Here is a 21140-nt window from a genome sequence, read left to right on the forward strand (position 1 = left end):
GAGCGGTTCTTATGTTCATAAAAAAGGTACTAAATGCGAATTCAATTTTAGCAGAGGACCAAGATCGCAAGGAATTTGTCTATTTTGGCAAAGGAATCGGTTATGGGAAAAAGGCTGGCGATCAGGTTCTGAAGGATAATGTGAATCAGGTTTTTATCCCAATCGACAACAATCAAACCAAAGAATACCTCTATTTGCTGGATTCGATTCCACCAGTCTTTTTGGAGATCACACAAGAAATCGTAAAACATGCGGAAGAGGAACTAGGTACAAAATTGAACCTAAGTATTTATTTCACCCTCAGCGATCATTTGAATTTCGCAGTTGAACGTCTGAAGAATGATATCAATATTACCAATCGGGTATTTTGGGAGATTAAGAACTACTATCCTAAAGAGTTCAGTATCGGTGAATATGCAATCAAGCTGTTAAAACGCCATTTAGGAGTTGTTTTGCCTAAAGAAGAAGCAGCCAATATTGCATTTCATTTGATCAATGCCCAAACCGAGGAAAATCAGACAAAAGACGGGATGAATTATGCCAAGCTGATTGGCGGGATTGTCAATTTTGTCCGCTATTCTCTAGGAACAACCATTGATACCGAGAGTGTCCATTACCAGCGATTCATCACCCACGTGAAATTCTTTGTGGAACGCTATTTTGAAGATTCAATGCTGAATGAAGAGAACGATGCCCTGTTTGAACAAATTGTGCTGTTATACCCGAAAGCGATGGAGGTGGCTTTTAACGTAAAGGACTACATTGAAAAAATCTACTCTAACAAGCTGACGAAGGATGAACTAACCTATTTAGCTGTTCACATTAACCGCCTGTTAACCTATGACGAAATCGATCGCGCGAAAGACCATAACGAGTAGGAACAACCCAAGGATTTTTCCTTGGGTTGTTTCAATAGTATAGACTTTGAAATCAGCGGTGCCCTATGATTCACAATTTTTATTGCACCGATAGGTTTTGACTTATTGATCTTAATAACGTTTTTAGTATGATTGTTGATGAAAGAAGGGATCGAAAAATGACTGATACAAAAAACCGCGCGCTAAAAACCGCATTTCCACTAACTGTACCTATCATGGCTGCCTTTGCCTTTCTGGGTCTTTCTTATGGGATCTTGATGAACCAGGCCGGCTTCAACTTTGTCTATCCGTTTGTCTGCAGCTTGTTGATCTTTGCCGGTTCGATTGAGTTCATGACGATTGGCATGCTGGCTACCACGTTCGATCCAATCAATGTGCTGCTGCTGACATTAATCGTTAATGCGCGACATGTTTTTTATGGGATTTCCAGCTTGGAGCGATTTAAAAGCTGTGACTGGAAAAAGTGGTATCTGATTTTTGGCATGTGTGATGGTACCTTTTCGATTCTTTCAAATGCCGAAATACCGGATGATGTGGATAAGGATTGGTTTATGTTTTTTGTGACAGGCTTGATTCATTTGTACTGGGTGATTGCGGCAACCATCGGCGGAATAGTCGGTTCCTTTATTACTGTAGAGATCAACGGATTAAGTTTTGTCATGACAGCCTTGTTTATTGTGCTGTTTCTTGATCGGGTGTTTAAGGAAGAAGATCATTTCAGCAGCTTAGCCGGGGTAGTCATCAGTATCATCTGCCTAATCATTTTTGGCAGTGAGCACTTTATCTTGCCGACGATGCTGATGCTGCTGATAGTTATCATTGGAAAGACAAAACAAAAAAGGAGGGAACGATTGGTTTGAGTCTAATACAGCAAGCACTGACGATTTCGATGGTGGTTCTAGGAACACTCATCACAAGAGGCCTTTCCTTTTTTATGTTCCCAGCCAATCGCAAAACGCCGGAGATTATTATCCAAGTGGGAGAGTTGCTGCCGGCAGCGATTCTAGGTATGTTAGTCATTTATTCTTTGAGAAATGTCAACGTAGCAGATCTGACGGAGCTTTTGCCAACAATTCTTGCCGCAGCGATTGTTGTCGTTGTACACACTGTGAAAAGAAACATGATGCTTTCGGTTTTCTCAGGGACATTTGTTTACATTGTTTTGGTCAATTTTGTCTTGGTATGATAGTAACACAGTTAGAAAACTAATATTTTATATACTTAAGGATTGTGGCATGCTATGAGGGTAAGATCTAACTAGTTTGTTAAATAGCGACGTACAGCTGATTGAATTAGTTCATAGTTCAGACAGAGTATTAAAGAGTTCAAGTAGAGCTGAACAATGAAATGAGTCAATGATTATTCGTATTCCTTGATTGTCGCTTCGCGAAGCAAAAAGGATATTTTTGTAATGTTAGTATCAGCTTATAGGAAGATTATGGAAACCATACATCCTCTTGTCCAACGAAGCAAATAGAAAACATTTGGATGCATCTATCCAATAACTTTTAAAAAAACATTCCCTCGGTATAATAAGGACATATCAACGAGAAGTTCTCCTGTCGAAGCCAATCAGACAACGTAATTAGCAGATGATTTAAGCTAAGCATCTGACAACTTTCAGCTTCTCCGTATTCACTCTATTAGAAAACTACCAACCAGTGCTTGAAGCAGCAGTCAATAAAGCTAAAGGAGATGTTTTAAATGTCGATTAATCAAGAATCCGCTCATGCAGAATTCTGGCAAGACGTCCCTTACGAAACTAAAACTGGCGAATTACTTACGATCGCCAATAATCTGAATTGGAGCCTTGAGGAGCTTGCTGCAAAAATGAATATTTCCTCTGAACAATTAGTAAACATTATTTCGATGGAAGAAGTAGATGATGCTCTGGCAACAAAGGCTCTAGTAGATCTATTTCCTCTTCTAGATACACGAGTAAAAGAGCAGCGCCGTAATATCGAACGACGTAAAGGAACGCACCTTTGAAAATTGGACGCAACGTAAAATCACCTAAAGTAGTTATTGAACATTTCAAATCGACGAGACTCATTCTACCCAGTACAAAGAAACCAATAACAGCAAGCAAAAAGCCTGAGTTCACTTAGGCTCAGACTGGAGACAAACTAATAAATAAGGTAAAGCACTGTATATCAGGAGTATAAATATACAGTGTTTCATTTTTACTTCTTACTCTGGTATAATAAAATAAATCAAAATTTTGGAAATCAGTTAAACATGATGAGATGACAGAGTTTGAAAATGGGGTGTTATAGTGTCGGCAGTTCTGTAAAGCATTCGATAAGAATATTTCAACAGCATTAGCTGTTGTTGTTTTTGTTGTGCCTTGCAGAATATGCTTATACTGACGCATCATCGTATAGATAATGTGCTCTATATTGGCATGGCCTTAGGCTGTGCCTTTTTTGTTGCTCTCTGCAAGAGCCTATTTGAAAAATGGAGGATTACTGCAATGAACAATCAAGAAAATGCGCTAGCCCAGAAATTTACAACATTTTCGCTGCTGCGCTTTGCTATGCCAACAATAATTATGATGGTGTTTATGGGGCTGTATCAGGTTATAGATGCCATGTTTATTTCAAACTATGTGAATACGGATGGCCTGTCAGCTATCAATATCGTAACACCTGTCATATCATTTTTTTATGGGTTGGGAACCATGTTCGCCACCGGCGGCAGTGCCATCATCGCAAAAAAAATGGGCGAGAGAAAGGATTTGGAGGCCAAGCAAAACTTTACGGCCATTGTTCTTATCGCGGTAACAATTGGAATTGCATTCGCACTTTTGAGCACGATTTTCATGGATAACCTTATCTTCGCTTTGGGTGGCAGCGAACAAATCCTGCCGTATGCCCGCGAATATTTGGGCATTCTCATTCTATTTGCGCCAGCTTTACTGCTGCAGATCCTGTTTCAAAACCTCTTTGTAACAGCTGGAAAGCCCAATTTGGGTCTTTGGCTGATGGTGGGTGCCGGAGTGACAAATATTGTGCTGGATTACATTTTCATGGTGCAGCTGCATATGGGGATGGCCGGAGCCGCGATTGCAACAGGCATCGGGTACAGCATTGCAACCATTGCGGGGATCATTGTATTCTCAAAACGAAAAGGCACCCTGCATTTTGTAAAGCCGCTCATAAAGCTAAAAGAATGGGGGCAATCCTGCTATAACGGCTCGTCTGAAATGGTGCGGGAACTGGCGCAAGGAATTACATCAGCCATCTTTAATATCGTAATGATGCGGCTGGCAGGGGAACAAGGCGTTGCCGCACTTGCCGTTTTGATATACACCCAATTTTTATTTGTCGGGGTCATTGTCGGCTTTTCCATGGGTGTATCCCCATTGGTGAGTTACCAGTACGGGGCGCAAAGCAAAAGGGAGCTACGCCGGTTACTGAAACTATGCCTGTTTTGGGTATCGTTCATATCTGTGCTTTTATTCATCGTTTGCCAACTATGCGCGGGAGTAATGACAGGCTTTTTCGTGCCACGGGATTCCGAGGTGTACCGGCTGGCGGTAGACGGTTTCAAGATTTATGCGTTTGTCTATTTGTTTAATGGAATCGGCATGTTCACTTCCACATTATTCACGGCTCTTTCCAACGGCAAGATATCCGCCATCCTTTCCTTTATCCGGACGTTTGCATTGCTTACCGTTTTTTTGTTGGTGTTTCCGAATATATGGGGGATAACAGGTATATGGTTGGCTCCACCAACAGCCGAGTTCATATCATCAATTTTGGCGATTGCATTGTTGGTGAAATACAGATCCAAGTATTTTGACGGAAAAATAGCCTCTGATTTGTAGATTTTTTGAGCACAAACCCGACAACTTCCCGTTTGTCGATTACAAAATTGTATATTAAGAGAGTCGTGATTTTGGGATTATCGCGACTCTTTTGTGTTGTATGTATACCCTAAAAACCATCAAGGAGTTTGTCTACAGTCTGAGCCTGAGTTTACTTAGGCTTTTCGTTTTCCATCAAAAATTACTCCATCCTTCCCGTATAAACGAATAAACAAAGATCACCTAAAAATCCCCTTAACCGAGGGAGTACTTCCTCCCAGCTCAAGCTTTCTATCATATCTCCTCCCAAACTTTCACCATTCACCTTAACTCACTCACTCACCATTTCTCATTATTCAATTTTCAAAGATCAAATGGATCACCTGCGAAGTGCCCAAGCTCCACAGGTGTCCGGCGTCAAGGATCATGATCGTCTAACCAATGCTTGAACCATGCGGTAACCAGTCCAACAATGATTGGTGCTACGATATATTGCAAAACGAATTGCACTTCACCACCTCCTTTCAAGGAGAGGGATCATGATCCTGACAAGATGTAACCCCTACGCTAACAATCGATCGAACTAGCGTTGACTTGCGGGCGGATTAGTCGGGATTTTTCTTCTGTTTTTCCTGCGCTTTTCTTCGATTTCTTCTGCGCCGCAGTATTTCTGAGATGCGGTAGTTAGAAGTTGACGGTGTTTCAGACAGTGATTCAGTTGATTCCTCCAATACGTTTGGTGTTTCTGGTGGGGCTGTGATGCCTTTTTTTTGCTGGTCAAGAGAGACTTGGGGTACTGCTGGAATTGCTTGATAGGTACTGCGTTTCTTCAACTCCGCTACTTTTTCTGCATCAATTTCGGCAACGGATGGTTCTTCGATGGATGCTGCAGGCAGATCTACTACAGGAGCCGGCACTGGATGAGGGAACATCGATTGATTTAGGACGATCGGTGCATGTTCTTCACTGAACAACTCGTCGCCGGAAAAAATCGGTGTTTCGATGGTTTCTACATATTTGGCACTAACGACTTTCTGGAACAAGCCAACACCATCTTTTTCAAAGATCGTTAAGGTGGTTAACAGCTCTAGCGATTCTTTGATCTCAGCTGGACTCAGATCGGTATTCGGATCTTTGATGGTAAGGGTGTGCTTGTTGCCAACACTGTTTAAAAAGCCGCTGACTAGCTTGATCATTCAAATTTCTCCTTTCATAGTTTTTAGCGTAGGGGACTGGGCAATAAAAAACGAACAGGTCAGGTGGTTGCGACATCAATTGGCAATAATTTGGCAAGGGGCGACAGGATCATGGACTTGGCCTTTTCGATAAAATTACGCAGCGGGAACAAGCGCAACTTTACTTTCTTCCACTCCGACGTTTCGAAGTAATCACGGAAGTAAAAAAGAAAATGCTTCAAGGCTTTGTTTACTTTGGATCGCATAAATAGGTAATGAACTAATTCTTTTAGTACCAGCGCAAACTCCTCCGCACCCAGCGGGTAACGAACTCGTAAGGCTAGTAATAACTGAACGGTGGTATCGCTGTCGCGCGTCTCCTCGTAAAAATCTATCATGCGCTGCTCGATGGTAGTGATTGATAAGTTAAAAATTTGGTTGGGTGTGAAGGGTTGCTCTGACATCATACATCTCTCCTTATTTCGTATTTGCTAAACAGCTTAATTAATAGTTCGTTTTTGAGTTGTTGGATGGCTGCGCAGTCTATACAAAACTGTAAAAAGCAGGATAGGCAGTTTCCTTATAATAAAAGTCTATTGATCCCAAAAATTAGTCAGTTGATAAAGCACCTTCACCTATAGAAAAGCACTAACTGGAGATGGTAAAATTTAAGTATCGAAACTCTTCCGGGGGAGGTACGCTAATGAAAAGTTTATTTATCGAGCAGTTGAAGAACGCTGAAGAACACCGATTTTTCTCTGGGGAAGGGATTATTAAACTAATCCCTAAAGAAGAGGTACTCAATAAAAATTGGTTGATCACTGATTATGATGGATATACTGGATTAGGCGAAGATTTCAAACGGGTCGAAAAAGAATCCACCAACGGAGATCGTTATATGTGGTTCACAGGAGAAGAACTGCTGGGGCAAATAGAGGACATATATATTTATGAGGGTGTTCTTACAGGATTCTCGCCTAGTTTGCTTCTGGAGGATATTTTGACCTTTGGTTGTTTCCCATCATGGGAAGGATACAAACGAGATATAGATATTCCTTACATCCAGCATCCTTTAGGAGAAATCGAACTTCGGGTGGATGATTCAGCTTATTATATTGTTGTTTCTGACGACAAAAAGCTGCTTCAAGCTGTGGAAAGTCAGTGCAAAGTTTTTAATTATGATGAGAGGTTTAAGAAAAGAATCAAACGTCGTTTCGGAAAGCAAGCCCATCAACAACGGACACCGACCGGGGTAGGCAACTGGTGGTTGGAATTTGAGGGTAAGCCGATCAGATTTGAAGTTTTGGATGGCACTCAATCATTTCTTCGTTACTGGTCAGACAGACATCCTGAGTGGGTGGATGAATTAGAAGGTAGAATTATTTTTGTACCAGATACTAATGAACTGAGATCAGGTGGAACGCTGCAAATCAAGTGCGACTTGCCAATGGGCTCTTACGAACTGGTAGATGTAATAAGCGATGAGTGGAACCAAGGCAATCAATATCAAATTCAACAATCCAATAAAAATCTAAATTTTGGAGTAGCCCAGTATTACGAGGAAAGATTGTTTACAAGGAACAGTACTTCGCTTTCTGAAAATGAATCTGCTTTGGATATATCCAGCAACAAATTTCCTTCTTACTTCATCGAAGGTGAGGAAAATTGGCGTGAGTTGAAATTTGTTCTATCATGGGGGCACTTGAAGGACAAAGAATCGTTGGTTATTAATTTTGCTGCTGATTTTGAGCGGGAAGAAATTGCATACGAATATTCTGTTGGTTCAGATGACAAGTTGTTTACTATCTATACGGATTTGGAGTATTACTCTTGATTAGAGTTAGAATGGTAATTAGCATGCCGGTTACAAGGGGGCTAGCGGGTTAATATAGGACTGGGACCTACCACCAAGCGTTGCCGATGAGTCTGGTGATCGAGATTCGTTCTAGTTTTTAAACGGTAGAACTATATGAGAAATCAATGAATCCCTAGCTAATTCTATGTTGTATAATTAGCTAGGGTGCCTTATCTACAAAGTTTACTATATCTTATAAATAATGAACTGCACTTTTGTGAGAGTTTTATCTTCTTTGTTAAAAGATTTAAAGCGATCTCTAGTCGTATGTCACACTCGTCGGGAACGTGCGTTCTCTAATCGTCGAGTTAATTGAATAGAATCGGACAATTAAAAGATACACAGATTTTGAATGGAAAATTATGAATTCAACGTTCGTTCAAAATAATCTGCTAATGCTGCCAAAGCTTTTTTTGTCCGCACCTTAGTTATCCAGGCAGGAGTAACCTGAGGTTCAGCATCAGTGTTTATTTTAACTGTCCAATTTTCTATCAAAGGGGTGCTAAGATCAATGGGATTTTCTGAACCATTGATTGTTGCATTAACAGCATGGAAACCAATATATTCATGAATACGGAAAGCCGCATCTAAAATAGTTGAACCTTCATGCATCTCCACTTTCAAGCCATCTGGCAGAAAAATATTAATAGTATTACTATCACTTTTGGAATTAGAGACAGTCTCAAGCGGTGCTTTTAATAAGCCTCGTTGTGTTTCTAAGTAATGATTTTCGCCCTCAACAATAAGCCTATAGTATAGTCCGAAAGAATCTTCCACTAGAAAGAATGATTCTTCTAAATCAGGGTCATGTTGATCGGGTAAAGTGAAGAAGTTGAGAATATGCCAAGATTTACTGGCTAATTTCTCTTGAAACAATTTTAAAAAAATGGGCATAGTATTCCATACGAATTCTTCTTTTATTACTACTTTTATATCGCAAGTGGGTATATAAATTATTTTAGATTGAGCTTTTTTTTGAGCTTCTGAAAATTGTTTTATTGTAATAGGCAGTGTTTTAAACATGGTAATTTTATGAACTTCGGTAGATTTTTCTAATTTTGAGAGTAAGCTCTTTGCTTTCTGAATAGCCCAGGTGTTTGAACTCAATAGATTATTCTGTTTAGTTGCAAGGCGCTGATATTCAAGAGGATTTTCGACGTAAAAGAAAGCGTCCTCAATTCTGCTCACAAAAAACTCACTATTCCTTTTGGTTGCTATTTTCAAGTATACGTTTTTCGTATGTTCTATCTTTGCTATCTGTCTATCGCTATCGAACATATCCATCGTTCTTAGATTATCTAAACGTGATGCCAGCACAATGTAGTCCGTACGCCCGTGGTTCATCTTATTAATTTTCTTAGGATCTTTATTCAAAATTAGTATTTCTTCTGCTAATTTCGGGTAATAATTTTGACGTATTTCATCTTCGGTAGCAGTACCTTTTCGAACTACATCTTTTAGCATTGCTAGTAAGATATATTCAGGTTCAAAGCCAGCCTGTGCTAGTATCAGACCGGCTCTCAAACCATGACAGAAAATTGACTCTCCAGTCAGTCTTTTTTGGTAATGGTGGTCCTCGCCAAAAACAAATGTTTTATAAAGAATAGATGTGTAGTTATTTCTGCGTTTCAAAACGGTCCTAATGTCTTTAAAAAGGGACTGGGAATCTTCAGTAGACCACATGTAATTAATTCCATTGTCGCGGTTCATATTCATAATACTTAATTCCTTCGCTATTTTGATTTGGATCATTGCTATTCTGATTTGAACCATAACTCGTTCGTTTTACCATTAAATACCAATTGCCATCTCGTTCTTTATCAACCTTGCCATAGGTGTAAATGTGCTTCTCGAGCCAACCTTCCACAATCTTTTCTAGGCTCGAAGTAACAATAATTGTTTTTTCGTCTTTTCCCAATAGCGAATTTTCACCAATGCTATTAAGATAGTCTAGCAGTTCAACGATTCTCTCACCCTCATTCCTTAAATTAATATTGTTTTTCTTAAAGATTAAATGTCTTGATGCTTCGAAAGCCTCTAAACGGAACCTCGATAATCCAATAAATCCAATACATGGTTCATGAAGAACACCTTCTGAGACGGAGTTTATTGTGCCTAATCCACCTATATAGGATTTCTTTTCTTTTATGTTAGGAGGATTTGGAAGAATGATCTTGGCTTGATCATGATTACCAAAGTATAGATTGATATAAATCTCAGATTTGGTAATCTCAACATTGCCCTCGTATCTACCACTGAGATTATAGTCATTTGCAAATCTCTTTGCCTCACTCATAAAGTCTTCATAATTTTCTTTAGGCCTAAAATCCGATAAATTAGATTCCATAATGCCCATTAATGCATCCACCCTTAATTTATTGTTCTCCTTATATACAAAAGCCATCCCGCATCTCAAATCTCTTTTTTCGTTAGTTTTATCTGCTGCACTGTTTGAGTCATAATAGTACATATAAAAAGATCCTGTGTATTGATCTAGCTGGTGGTCTTCAGGTAAATATGCCTCGGCTAATTTGCTCAACAACAGGTCATTAAACTTAAGGTTTTTGCCAGATAGATCACTGACTTTTTTTAGGTCTCCGATAGTTGGCAATGATTTCTCTTGCTTCCAATTATGCACTTTGCTCTTCGATACCTCTAGTTCTTTAGCTATGGTGTCTAGGTTTTCATTCGGGAATAAAAAATTTAGATTCTCCTTAAAATTCTTTTTAATTTCATCTGTATCAATCATTAGATGTACCCTCCTTTTCACGCAAATAGTAAATCTGACTCGAATTCCATAAAAATGGAAAAAGGGAATGACGCGTTCCATTTTTTCAACACTTATTCCAAAAAACAAAACGGGGAATCTGTTGACTTTTTTTGGAACAAGCTTTAATATTTAAAACAACCAATAGAAAATGCTTTATATAGATGGTGTTATTTTATGTCGATCACGTTTTTTAAAATAAATGCAAAGGCCCCTTTTTCTATATTTTAACATGACGTATACTGAAGCACAAGCTTCTTAAACGCAAATAAGCATGCTTTACAGCAAACATATCTCCCCTTAGCTCTATGGAATTCTTTTTTGATAAGTATGCGATTCCTCCCGCCTAACATAAGTTAAACCTCAAGGGAGAAATAGCACTTATATAGTCTGTTGTTAGTAAGTTTAATCCATGAGCTGTCTTCACTGACAAATGCGAGAGTAAACCTAGCCAACTAAAAACCCCCTAAGAACAAATTCATGTACTTAAGTCAACCTGACAATCCCCAAAACATATCAACCGTCTTTAATATGCCCGTTTAATGAAGGAGGGACATAGTTAATGGCTCAAAATTCAATATTGAAAAAATCACAAAAGGTAAATTTAGCAGATGGACATACCGTAACTGTTGTTAAAGAAATTGGTAGAGGAGGACAAGGAGTCGTCTATAAGGTGGTAGACAAGACAAAAAAAGAGCTGGCTTTAAAATGGTACTACGGCGACTTAATCAAACAGCCTAAAGTTTTTTACAACAACCTCAAAGAAAATACCAAGACGGGGTCTCCGTCGCCTGCATTTCTTTGGCCAGTAGAAATCACCAATTGGTATAAAGGGACATTCGGCTATGTTATGCCGATATTGCCCAATAATTATCGGAAGTTTTCTGATTTCTTGTTGGCTAAAGTTAGGTTTGCGAGTTATAGCTCTATGGTGGATGCTGCATTAAATATAGTTGCAGCTTTCAAAGATCTGCACAATAAGGGGTATAATTACCAAGATTTAAATGATGGGAATTTTTTTATCAATCCGCAAACTGGCGAAGTACTAATTGGTGATAACGACAATGTTATGGGGCATGGACAATCATCCGGTGTTTTAGGGAAGTCCAGATATATGGCTCCTGAGGTGGTTCGTAGAGACAAGACTCCCAGTAAGTTGACCGATCGCTTTTCCCTGTCAATTATTTTGTTTATGCTATTGGTAGGCGATCACCCACTTGAAGGTACCCGAACTAGAACTGACATATTTACGATTACTCAAGACAAGAAATTTTTTGGTATAGAACCATTGTTTATTTTTGATGAACACGACTCATCGAATCGACCTGTCAAAAATTTACACATTAATGCGATCGCTTGTTGGCCGTGTCTTCCGGATTTCATTAGAAAAGCATTTGTCGAATCATTCAGCCAAGAGTGTTTGTTGCAGGAAAAAGGACGGCTGCTTGAACAACAATGGATTCACTTGTTATTGCGACTTAAGAGTTCAATTGTAAGATGTCCTGAATGTAATGCAGAAATATTTTTGGACGTTAAAGAACAAGCCATTTGCCCAGATTGCCAAAGTAAAATTCAGGTTGTCGGGTATTTGGAGTTTGCAAAGAAGCGTTCCAATATTGAGATATGCGTCCCAATATTTGAGGGAATTTGTTTGTATGAATATCAAATAAGCGTTGCTTCAGATGATTACCAGACCGAGGTTGCAACCATATTAGCCAAACCCGGCAAGTTTGGTTTAAAGAATAATTCGAATTTCAACTGGACGATTACGGCTCCGAGTGGAAAAACAAGTATTAAACAAAAGGGAGAGGTTGCTATTTTAGGATTGGGCTTCAAAATCGACTTTGGCAATGATTGCATTGCTGAAGTATTTTCAACTAGCAAATTTTAAGGAGGAGAAAATTATGGGTATGTTAAATAAAGCAGAGGTTCAGCGTCGTATGTGTCCAGTTATTTTCTTGCTTGATGTATCAGGAAGTATGTCAGGTGCGCCAATTGGAGCGGTCAACGCTGCTATTGAAGGTGTCTTGCCGGAGCTAATCTCGATGAATGATGACAACGCAGACACGGAAATCGAAGTGGCAATTATGGCTTTCGAGAGTCATAGTCGCTGGGTAACAGGGGCTGGTTTAGTTAATCCGAAAGACTATGCGTGGAATGATTTGAATGCAGGTGGTGGGACTTCAATGGGTGTAGCCTTCAAGGAACTCGAAAAACAATTATCAGTCAGCAATGGCTTCATGAAGCGAGCAAGTGGATCGGTTGCTCCAGTTCTGTTTCTGTTAACGGATGCGGCACCTACTGATGATTATAAAACTCCTTTATCAAGCTTGAAGAATAATAATTGGTATAAAGTCGCTGCCAAGGTAGCGATTGGCTACGGAGATTCAAACGATGCGATTCTCGCGGAGTTTACAGGTACCCCAGAAACCGTCTTGCATACGAATAATCCTCAGGACCTAAAAAATATGATTCATTTTGTGACTATCACCTCTAGTATGGTGGCATCCAAAGTTCAAGTTGCAGTTGGAAAAGACAAAGGTCTTTCAAATGCAGATCCAAATGATATGACCAATAAGGTCGGAGATGCATTGAAACAGATGCCGCCCAAACTTAATAACGTTGATCCGGACGATAGCTGGTAAATTACTAGAAGGCGAAATAATTAGTCTTTGGCAGACGATAAAAACAGAAGATAAAAAGTTAGGTATCGGAAGGATTGAAAACAGAAAGGAGGTGTTTTTCCATCGTGGATTTTCGAATGTTTACTGCATCCAACCCAGGGCCGAAATACGCCAAAAAGAAGTGGGCGTGTCAAGATAATTCGGGAAAAAAAGACCTTGCTTATGTAAAAGCTATCGCCGTTGCTGATGGTCATGGTAGTTCCGACTGCTTTCGCAGTGAGCTGGGGTCTTCGATTGCAATACGAGCATTTTTTAACGAAGTGGAAATATTTTGTGGAAAGGAATGTGATGATCCAGGTTTATCAAAATTCAGTGAAACAGGGATAAATAATTTTAAATACGCCGTTTGGTGTGAATGGAAAAAATTAATTAAGGAGGATTGGGAGAAGCGCTTAATAAATCAGGTGCTTGGAGAAAATGAACTACGTTTCGAATTTGTAAGTGAAAAGTATAAGGATCGCTTCAGCTCTGAAGATCCTGATATTGTGGAAAGATATTTGTATACCGCCTACGGTACTACTCTGTTATGTGCGGTAGTAATAGAGAGCCAAATACTGCTGATTCAAATAGGCGATGGTACTTGTGTAATGCTGCAAAAAAACGGGGAATACAGTACGCCTATTCCATATGACGAAGATAATTTTCTTAACGTGACAGCATCGCTGTGTGAAGAGGGGGCAAACCGCAAAATTCGTCACAAGGTGATTGATTGTAATCCTGACTCTTTGACTATGCCCGTAGCAATTTTTTTAAGCACGGACGGAATAGATGATTGCTATCCAGTTTATCACAATGAACATTATCTATATCGCCTATACTCGATCATCATCGAGAACATCTTAGCCATAGGTTTTTCTAAAACTGAGGCGGAAATAGAGGGTGACCTACTAATTGGTATGACCGAAAAAGGTAGCCAAGATGATATTTCTTTAGCTTACTTGATTAGTGAGAATATGGAAAGATTACGTGAAGCCTACGAATATATTAACCCCTCTTTCAAAGTTGCGGGCAATTTAGATAATCATTTAGATGTCGATGAGAACTCTCAGGATGAGGTACAAGAATAAGGAAATTGGAGCTGATACGCATGAAATATTTGAATAATCAGGCTATGGGTACTGCGGTAAAGGAGGCTATTTCTCTTTGCGGTATTAAAGTGTTGGCTGATACAAATAAATTTCAAGCGGCTATCAGAGATTTTCTTCCTGGAAGTTTACTAAAAAATGAGCGACATCTGCTTGTATTCTCAATTGAGATTGGAGTAGGAAGGAGACTGCTAGAGACTGTTAACAAGCCAATATCTGATCAAAAGAGAACACTTTGGATTGTTGACAGCCTCTTAACAGTAGAATACGGTTTTATGGATATACGCAGTAAGGAGATCCTCCACGCCTTTATGCTTGCGCTGGGTTGGCCATTGAGGCTGTTGCTAAATGATGAAAACACCTTTTCCAAGAGTTATCTATTGGGTACTACTACTGACAAATTTACTAAAAATACAATTGTCACTTTCGGTAAATACAGCTGGTTAGTCTTGCATGTAACTAACAATGCCGCATTACTAGTTACTAAAAATATTACGGATATTGGGATACCTTATAATAAAGCTGAAAATATAGAAAAAACCACGTGGGAAACCTGTTCACTACGAGAATGGCTTAACACTGAATTTCTTCAGAGATTTTCGGAAGAGGAAGTGGGTAAAATAGTAGAAAGCGAAATAAAAGAAGAAAATCCCTGGCCTCATACATCTGGAGGGTATCAGACAAAGGATAAGGTATTCTTATTGAGCGTCTCAGAAGTTATTCGATACTTTGGTGATAGCGGCTTCTTTAATAAGGGGGCAGTAAGTACCGAGGTTTGTACTATTAATGACGAATTCAATCTAGATCGTCAAGCAGCATATAAAACCGAAAATACTTGGTGGTGGCTACGTTCGCCGGGTGATTCAAACAATAAAGTTGCTTACATAAACGCTGAAGGAGTTATTAATTTAAACGGTGAAGTGGCTTTCGATGACGGCGGGTTCAGTTGTGTAGGAGTTCGACCAGGTGTGCGACCAGCTATCTGGTTAAGTAAAACCGTATGGGAGGTATAAGGATGATTAAGACAGAAAGCATTGGGATTTATGACGTTGCCTGTAAGTATAGAAAGACATTATCACAAAACAGGTCAGTTCACAATTATGGTCGGAGGTACGGTAATGATTATAGTCGACAGTATGGGTGTGCATATAGTTCTAATTATAGGTATGAAAATCGTGATCAGATTGTTTTAGAAAAGTACTATCTTCATATAATAAATACAGCAATCTACGAATTAGTCGTTAAACGTAACTGCTCATTATTATCATACTTGTGTGCGCTGAACAATATACAAGTAGATGTAGTTAACTTCGACATTGAATACACCAAACAAGTTAGTTGCTACAATGCCTATGACCTACTTCCTGTTGTCAGTGGGTTGAACAACGCCCTTTCAAAGGACCTTAAGGAGTGTTTACGGCGATATAAAAATGAGTACGAAGAGAATATGTTTCAAGGAAAGGACTTTAGTTCCAAATATGATTATGCTTCTCAAATTAAGAAAATGTTAAAATTCTTGGATGAAAACATTGGTGAAGTATTATCAAGGAATAAAGAGGTACAGGGTAGCGAAAATTCCGAAGAACTCAAGATGGATACTGGTGTAGAAACTATAGACAAGGTGTACGATCCCAAATTAGCGGAATGGCTGAATCAATTTGCTGAAAACCGTCAAGCAGGCGATGCAAAATTATCCGAAGAAGTGAAGCGAGTTCAACTAGTAGTTCAAGATGAACTTAATCAGATCATGTTGCTGCGTGAAGATATTGAGTTCAATATTCTGCAAGAACCAATAAATCAGTTGATTTCACTGTTTAGTTTGTTCAGTGACAGCATAGAGTACCATTCTAATAATGAAAGGACCGATAGTAGCTATACTAATCTAATTGAAAGTGGAGTAGACTTCTTAGAAAACATCTTACAGTCACTTGCAATGATGGGGGTCACTATCATAAACGATGCTCAAAAGCCCTTTAATCCTGCTAGGCACAAAAGTATTTCCGCGACGCAACCGACTAGATCATCTACGGTGACGAAAGTAGTGAAGATTGGCTTCGAATACAAAGGCAAAGTGTTTGAAAAAGCAAAGGTAGAAATTATCTAGGTTCAGTGGTTCGTATAAGAATAGGAGGAATTGTGTATGAAGATCGGGATCGACTTTGGGACAAGTTTTTCAATGCCGGCGGTTGTGGTTAATGGTGCACCGCGTACATTGCTGCCAAATGGTGAATACGCTATACCTTCAGTGTTTTATTACGACACTGAGGTCGGGGTTCAAATTGGTAAGGCTGCTGAAGATAATGCTGATTTCCAGCCGCTTAACGTTAAGCGTGATATAAAGATGGAACTTAGTACAAATTGTGCTGCCTTCGTAGCTGACGGCATGACTTTCAGTGCAAAGCAAATCATTAACTACATCTTTGAAGAAATTAGAAAGGTTTCTTTAAATGAAAGCAAGCGAAGAGAATTGGTCTCTCAAAAGATCGATGGGGCTGTGATCTCAGTTCCGGTGGCATTTACACTTAGAGAACTCAATTTAATTCGTGAAGCAGCGGAAAGTCCTAATTCAGATGGTAAAGATGTTCTAAATGTACTAGGCTTTATCCGTGAGCCCGTTGCAGCAGCTATATCGTATTTTAATGCTCCTAATTCTGAAGATAACAAAACAATTTTAGTATACGATCTAGGAGGAGGGACTTGTGACGTTGCAATCGTACGCTCCAGCAAGAACGCATCTGAATGGTACACAGTCATTGATTCAGATATGGACCGCATCGGTGGCCGTGAATGGGACAAAGCTCTTATAAAATTAATAAAGCAAAAGTATCAAGAGAAGACCGGACATTTAGATTTCGATGCAGAAATGGAGAATAAAATTCTTAAACAAGCAATAAATGTTAAGCATATTCTTTCAGACCAGCGTGTTGCTCGTGCTTCTGTAACTTTATCTGGAAAAACTTATTCATGTGTAATCACCGTTGAAGAATTTGAACGAGCTACTGCCAATATTTTACAGAGCACAATGCAGTTAGTAAATAAATTGATTGAGAAATGCAATGTTCCGATTGATTATATTGTCTGTGTGGGTGGCAGTTCAAACATGCCTCAGATAAGGAAGAATTTTGAAAGCAGCTATCCTGAAATTCCAGTAAAATTGTATGAACCAGAGAAAGCTATTGCTTATGGTGCAGCCATATACGCTGAACACTTGACGGAGAAGAATTTTTTGAGTGATATATGTAAGTTTTCCTACGGAGCGCTCTATTTAGATAGTCTTAGTAGATATCAAGGTAAAAAACGAGAGATAATAAACAATATTATCTATAAAGGAACCCAGCTTCCTGCTTCTAGCGAGTCAACTTCCTATCATATCAGAAGCGGCAGATACACGATTGAACTTCCAATATATGAGTCTGAAAAGACAGAGCGTATTTATTTACCTACTGAAGGAACTCATATTGGTGATATCCTCATTGAATGCAGTGAAAATAGTAAAGAGAGTGATGCTACACTTCTGAAAATGGCGATTGACCCGAATGGGTTAATGACTTTGAACGCAATTGAAGTAAGAACTGGGGATCAAGTAACTGCTGAAATTAGATTGAATGATTTTTAGTGAGGTGCTTTTTGTATGATACATTGCAAATCGAAATTTTACCGGACTAGATTGAGTACTTCTGCAGACATATTACTATATGACAATATTTTGAATACGTTAGCAGCTAGACAAACTGAAGTAACCGTAAGTTCGGAACTAAGGTCAGTTAGTGTTTGTACACTTGAGACCTTAGTTCTGTATGTGAGATTGGACAACCCGGGCTTGTTTTATGTGAACTTTCAAGAATTCTATATTGTGCATAAAGGGACAAATACAACCATTGTTTTCTCTTACTTCTGTTCTTTGCTGCAGGTTAAAGAAACTGAGGAAGAACTAAATCAGCAGATCAAAGATATTCTCTCTTTAATTAATGAATCCCCTACAGAGGCATACAATAGAGAACTTGCCATTCATGACTACTTAATTTCAAATGTAAACTATGAGGACTGCAATACATCCAATCATATGAAATATTCAGCGGTAGGGGCATTACTGAATGGAAAGGCTGTATGTGCAGGATTCGCAATGGCATTTAAACTACTGTGTGATGCGGCGGGGCTTTCGTGCATAATCCTACGAGGAAAAGCGAAAAATTCTGCTAGTGCTGAAAATCACTTATGGAATATTGTAAAACTCAACGGGAAGTGTTATCACATTGATGTTACCTGGGATAGTAGTTTCGCAATTGAAGAAGCTCTCAATCGCGCTTGTTTTAATCTCACTGATCAAGACATCGCTCGGGACCATACGTGGGACAGAGAGCTATTACCAAAATGCTTCTCTCTGGAAGATAACTATTTTGTTCGTTCAGGTCTGTTTTTCACTAATAGCAAAGCGCTGAAGCGACATTTTATTAGTGGGTTAAAAAAAGGAGAACGGACATTTTCAGTGAAAATTAATCATAAATTTGAAGATGAAGTGCACATTAATCGTATCTTTCAAGAAGCGGTGGACTCGCTATTCATAAGAGGCTCACTGGGTTATTCATACCGCTACAACTATGACTCCAATCGTAAGGTTGTCCATGTCTCATTTCAGCTAGCATTTGATAATTATAAGCAGCAAGAACGTAAGCGATGGAAGACTAACTAAGATAGCTTTTAGGCCTGTCTATATGTAATGGGAGGGATAGCAATGTTTAAATTAATAAGGTATATATTGTTTCTGGTCTTAACTGTCGGCTGTTTTGGCTATTGTGCCTATTACTTATTTGAATACAACCTATGGATTAATGCACTGTCTGCATCAAACGCTCGTTCAATTCTTTTTATACAATTTGGCATGGTTGGTTACACCTTATTCTCATCCTTATTATTAAGGAATAAGCTGCCCTTAGGTATAGTGATAATTTATCCTTTTTTAACTTTGCTTATTACTAATACTTACTATAAAATTCCGCTATATGTATTTGATTATGATCATGTGGAAATGTTGCTGTCGTGTTTGGGAGTTATTATTATTCAAGTTTTATTCTTTCTTTTGTGGTTCGCATTGGGCCTAGTTATTTGTGGATTAGTAACTTTGTTTTTCAGCGAGATTCTCCCAAATTAATATTGAGTGGTTTAGTGAGACTCGAATATTAAAAAGATAAAGTAAGTGATAAAAAGGGTTCATTACAGGAAGTCGTGAGGTGTGGGAAAGGGTATCATATTTAACAATCACAGCGGTAGTTTGTTTGGCGTTGCTAGGGTTAGAGGGGTGTACTCAAGGAAAAATGAACTGACTTTCATAGTACACGCCTTACCCACAATCGGAACTATGAATATAATGATAGTAATTTGGATAGCCGATTGGGAAGTGTTATCCGTTAGTATAAGTATTTTTGGAATTCTTCTTAAATTCTTAATTCTAAGTTTTATGCCAACCTTAGCTATTCGATTATCTTATAATGATGTGGTATTTCTTCAGAAAACAACAGTGGACTCAGTGTTATACAGGCCGTAAAAAAGGAATTTCAGTTTATAAAAAGACTCTCACGCCAGAAAAAGAATGAAAGAGGTGCGATTATTATGAGAAGAATGAAGGTGAATTCCTCAACTGAAGGCTGTAATAAAGAACCTGAAAATTTCGCAGATTACAAACGAATTTATATGATAAGAGGGGCATATTCCTTGTTGTTGCTTGAAGTAATAATTTTCCTATTATTTTGGATTTTTTGGTAAGAGTACGGGTCTATTCAAATGATGAGAAAAGCTAGCTAGTTTGATACACAGGAAGAACTGTAATTGAATATGGGTTCTGCGAAAATAGTTAGTGTAGGTTTAATACGTGATGGTAAATTTTTTTATGAAAGGTTGGACAGGTAGTTTTGATTACTAAGATAAAGAAAAGGTATTCTAGCAAGCTAACTATACATGGTAGGATACCTTTTTTGCTATGCATGGTTGGTAAGGGCTGTCGGATGATCAAGTATAAGCTTGTTCAAACCTTTCCAGTAGCTAATCGCAGATTTTTCAGGAGAGATTATTCCAAAAAATATCCTTTTTATAACATCTAAAGAACAGCCTCAAAAAATCAACCGCATCTCAATTTCCTATTTTCCCTATCTCGTCAATGAAGTATAATTAATGATGTATTCAACAATTTCTTAAATAAGTAACCAAATGTGAAACTAGTAATTACAGATGGTCTGTTTGCACCTTGTATGAATAGAAAATTCTCGAAATTTTTATTCCCATTTCCAAAGATTGAAACGCTTTAAATTGGAATTGTTTTACAAGTTACTGGCTTTACTTCTTCGTGAAGAATGAGCAACGAAAAATGATTAGAAATAGACCAAGAAAAAACATCTGAACTAGGTCGACCTCCGACTATGGACGAGTTTAGTTAAGATTCATTGGCAAGAAGAAGGTATGGCACTTGGAAGAAGTTCCTATCCAGTGCGGGTCTGTGACTGTTTATCTATAGAAACAGCCTAAATAATGGCGAGTTGATCGAATTAGTCCAGGCCGAACCTTTGATCCAACTATATCCTATGACAAGCAGAAAGCTACTGCTGTATGGTGGGTTCCTGCTTCATCCTTATTCCTTGAGAAAATCGTTCAAGTTAAACTAGATCGGGGAAGAATTACCATGAAATTCAGTGTAAAGGATCTTTACGGCTATCTAAAAAGAACCATCGTGAATTTTGTGGTTTTCCCTGATGAGGGAATGAAGTATAATGAAGCAATCAAAGGTGGAAATTCTACATAGCACTGGGACAGAACCTGGTGGATAAAGAACGTAAGAAGAAATGTGCGCCTGCAAGAATCTGGTGATGGCACCATCGCCGTGTGCAGACAAAGCGACGG

Annotated in this window: 18 protein-coding genes; 13 read left to right on the forward strand and 5 right to left on the reverse strand. The window is 38.8% G+C overall.

Annotated elements, in window-relative coordinates; translation table 11 throughout:
* Window positions 1-11: 11 nt before the first annotated feature.
* From JZO70_RS08985 to JZO70_RS09005, 5 genes are all read left to right on the forward strand, one after another.
* The gene (locus JZO70_RS08985; protein ID WP_207673226.1) at window positions 12-878 is read left to right on the forward strand and encodes a PRD domain-containing protein; all 867 of its coding nucleotides are present in this window, start codon (window positions 12-14) and stop codon (window positions 876-878) included.
* 158 nt (window positions 879-1036) lie between these two features.
* Window positions 1037-1738, forward strand: coding sequence for an AzlC family ABC transporter permease (locus tag JZO70_RS08990; RefSeq protein ID WP_207673227.1), 702 nt, complete (start codon window positions 1037-1039; stop codon window positions 1736-1738).
* Window positions 1735-2064 (forward strand): branched-chain amino acid transporter permease, encoded by a 330-nt coding sequence (locus JZO70_RS08995; protein WP_207673228.1) that lies wholly within the window; start codon window positions 1735-1737, stop codon window positions 2062-2064. The genes JZO70_RS08990 and JZO70_RS08995 overlap by 4 nt, the downstream gene beginning before the upstream one ends.
* Before the next feature lie 518 nt (window positions 2065-2582).
* Window positions 2583-2867 carry a hypothetical protein gene (locus JZO70_RS09000; RefSeq protein ID WP_207673229.1) on the forward strand — a complete coding sequence of 95 codons (285 nt, stop codon included), beginning with the start codon at window positions 2583-2585 and terminating at the stop codon, window positions 2865-2867.
* A 484-nt stretch (window positions 2868-3351) separates the two neighbouring features.
* Window positions 3352-4707 carry an MATE family efflux transporter gene (locus JZO70_RS09005; protein WP_207673230.1) on the forward strand — a complete coding sequence of 452 codons (1356 nt, stop codon included), beginning with the start codon at window positions 3352-3354 and terminating at the stop codon, window positions 4705-4707.
* A 396-nt stretch (window positions 4708-5103) separates the two neighbouring features.
* On the opposite strand, the gene JZO70_RS09010 is transcribed toward JZO70_RS09005, so the two are convergent.
* The 3 genes from JZO70_RS09010 to JZO70_RS09020 form a co-directional block, all read right to left on the reverse strand.
* On the reverse strand, window positions 5104-5196 hold the full coding sequence (locus JZO70_RS09010; RefSeq protein WP_207673231.1) for a type I toxin-antitoxin system Fst family toxin: 93 nt from the start codon (window positions 5194-5196) through the stop codon (window positions 5104-5106).
* Between the two features lie 95 nt (window positions 5197-5291).
* Window positions 5292-5882, reverse strand: coding sequence for a DUF2922 domain-containing protein (locus JZO70_RS09015; RefSeq protein WP_207673232.1), 591 nt, complete (start codon window positions 5880-5882; stop codon window positions 5292-5294).
* Window positions 5883-5941: 59 nt separating this feature from the next.
* The gene (locus tag JZO70_RS09020; protein ID WP_207673233.1) at window positions 5942-6328 is read right to left on the reverse strand and encodes a hypothetical protein; all 387 of its coding nucleotides are present in this window, start codon (window positions 6326-6328) and stop codon (window positions 5942-5944) included.
* A gap of 236 nt (window positions 6329-6564) precedes the next feature.
* Between JZO70_RS09020 and JZO70_RS09025 the strand changes: the two genes are divergently transcribed.
* The gene (locus JZO70_RS09025; protein WP_207673234.1) at window positions 6565-7695 is read left to right on the forward strand and encodes a hypothetical protein; all 1131 of its coding nucleotides are present in this window, start codon (window positions 6565-6567) and stop codon (window positions 7693-7695) included.
* Window positions 7696-8076: 381 nt separating this feature from the next.
* Here JZO70_RS09025 and JZO70_RS09030 read toward each other — a convergent pair whose 3' ends face one another.
* Window positions 8077-9432: a TGS domain-containing protein gene (locus tag JZO70_RS09030; RefSeq protein WP_207673235.1), complete on the reverse strand. Its 1356-nt coding sequence runs from the start codon at window positions 9430-9432 to the stop codon at window positions 8077-8079.
* A complete protein-coding gene (locus tag JZO70_RS09035) occupies window positions 9404-10465 on the reverse strand; it encodes a hypothetical protein (protein ID WP_207673236.1) in 1062 nt (353 codons plus the stop codon). Before JZO70_RS09035 ends, JZO70_RS09030 begins: the two co-directional genes overlap by 29 nt.
* Window positions 10466-11045: 580 nt before the next feature.
* Here JZO70_RS09035 and JZO70_RS09040 point away from each other — a divergent pair.
* The 7 genes from JZO70_RS09040 to JZO70_RS09070 all read left to right on the forward strand — a co-directional run bounded on the left by JZO70_RS09040 (window position 11046) and on the right by JZO70_RS09070 (window position 18942).
* Window positions 11046-12374 (forward strand): serine/threonine protein kinase, encoded by a 1329-nt coding sequence (locus tag JZO70_RS09040; protein WP_207673237.1) that lies wholly within the window; start codon window positions 11046-11048, stop codon window positions 12372-12374.
* 13 nt (window positions 12375-12387) lie between these two features.
* Window positions 12388-13128, forward strand: a complete 741-nt coding sequence (locus tag JZO70_RS09045; RefSeq protein WP_207673238.1) for a vWA domain-containing protein — start codon at window positions 12388-12390, stop codon at window positions 13126-13128.
* 104 nt (window positions 13129-13232) lie between these two features.
* Window positions 13233-14234, forward strand: coding sequence for a protein phosphatase 2C domain-containing protein (locus tag JZO70_RS09050; RefSeq protein ID WP_207673239.1), 1002 nt, complete (start codon window positions 13233-13235; stop codon window positions 14232-14234).
* A gap of 20 nt (window positions 14235-14254) precedes the next feature.
* Window positions 14255-15265: a DUF6273 domain-containing protein gene (locus JZO70_RS09055; RefSeq protein WP_207673240.1), complete on the forward strand. Its 1011-nt coding sequence runs from the start codon at window positions 14255-14257 to the stop codon at window positions 15263-15265.
* A gap of 2 nt (window positions 15266-15267) precedes the next feature.
* Complete coding sequence (gene grpE, locus JZO70_RS09060) at window positions 15268-16356, forward strand: nucleotide exchange factor GrpE (protein ID WP_207673241.1); 1089 nt, start codon at window positions 15268-15270, stop codon at window positions 16354-16356.
* A 36-nt stretch (window positions 16357-16392) separates the two neighbouring features.
* Window positions 16393-17868 (forward strand): Hsp70 family protein, encoded by a 1476-nt coding sequence (locus JZO70_RS09065; RefSeq protein WP_207673242.1) that lies wholly within the window; start codon window positions 16393-16395, stop codon window positions 17866-17868.
* A 237-nt stretch (window positions 17869-18105) separates the two neighbouring features.
* Window positions 18106-18942, forward strand: a complete 837-nt coding sequence (locus tag JZO70_RS09070; protein WP_207673243.1) for a transglutaminase domain-containing protein — start codon at window positions 18106-18108, stop codon at window positions 18940-18942.
* Window positions 18943-21140 lie beyond the last annotated feature (2198 nt).

Source organism: Candidatus Enterococcus moelleringii, from assembly GCF_017377575.1.
Classification (GTDB): Bacteria; Bacillota; Bacilli; order Lactobacillales; family Enterococcaceae; genus Enterococcus_A; species Enterococcus_A moelleringii.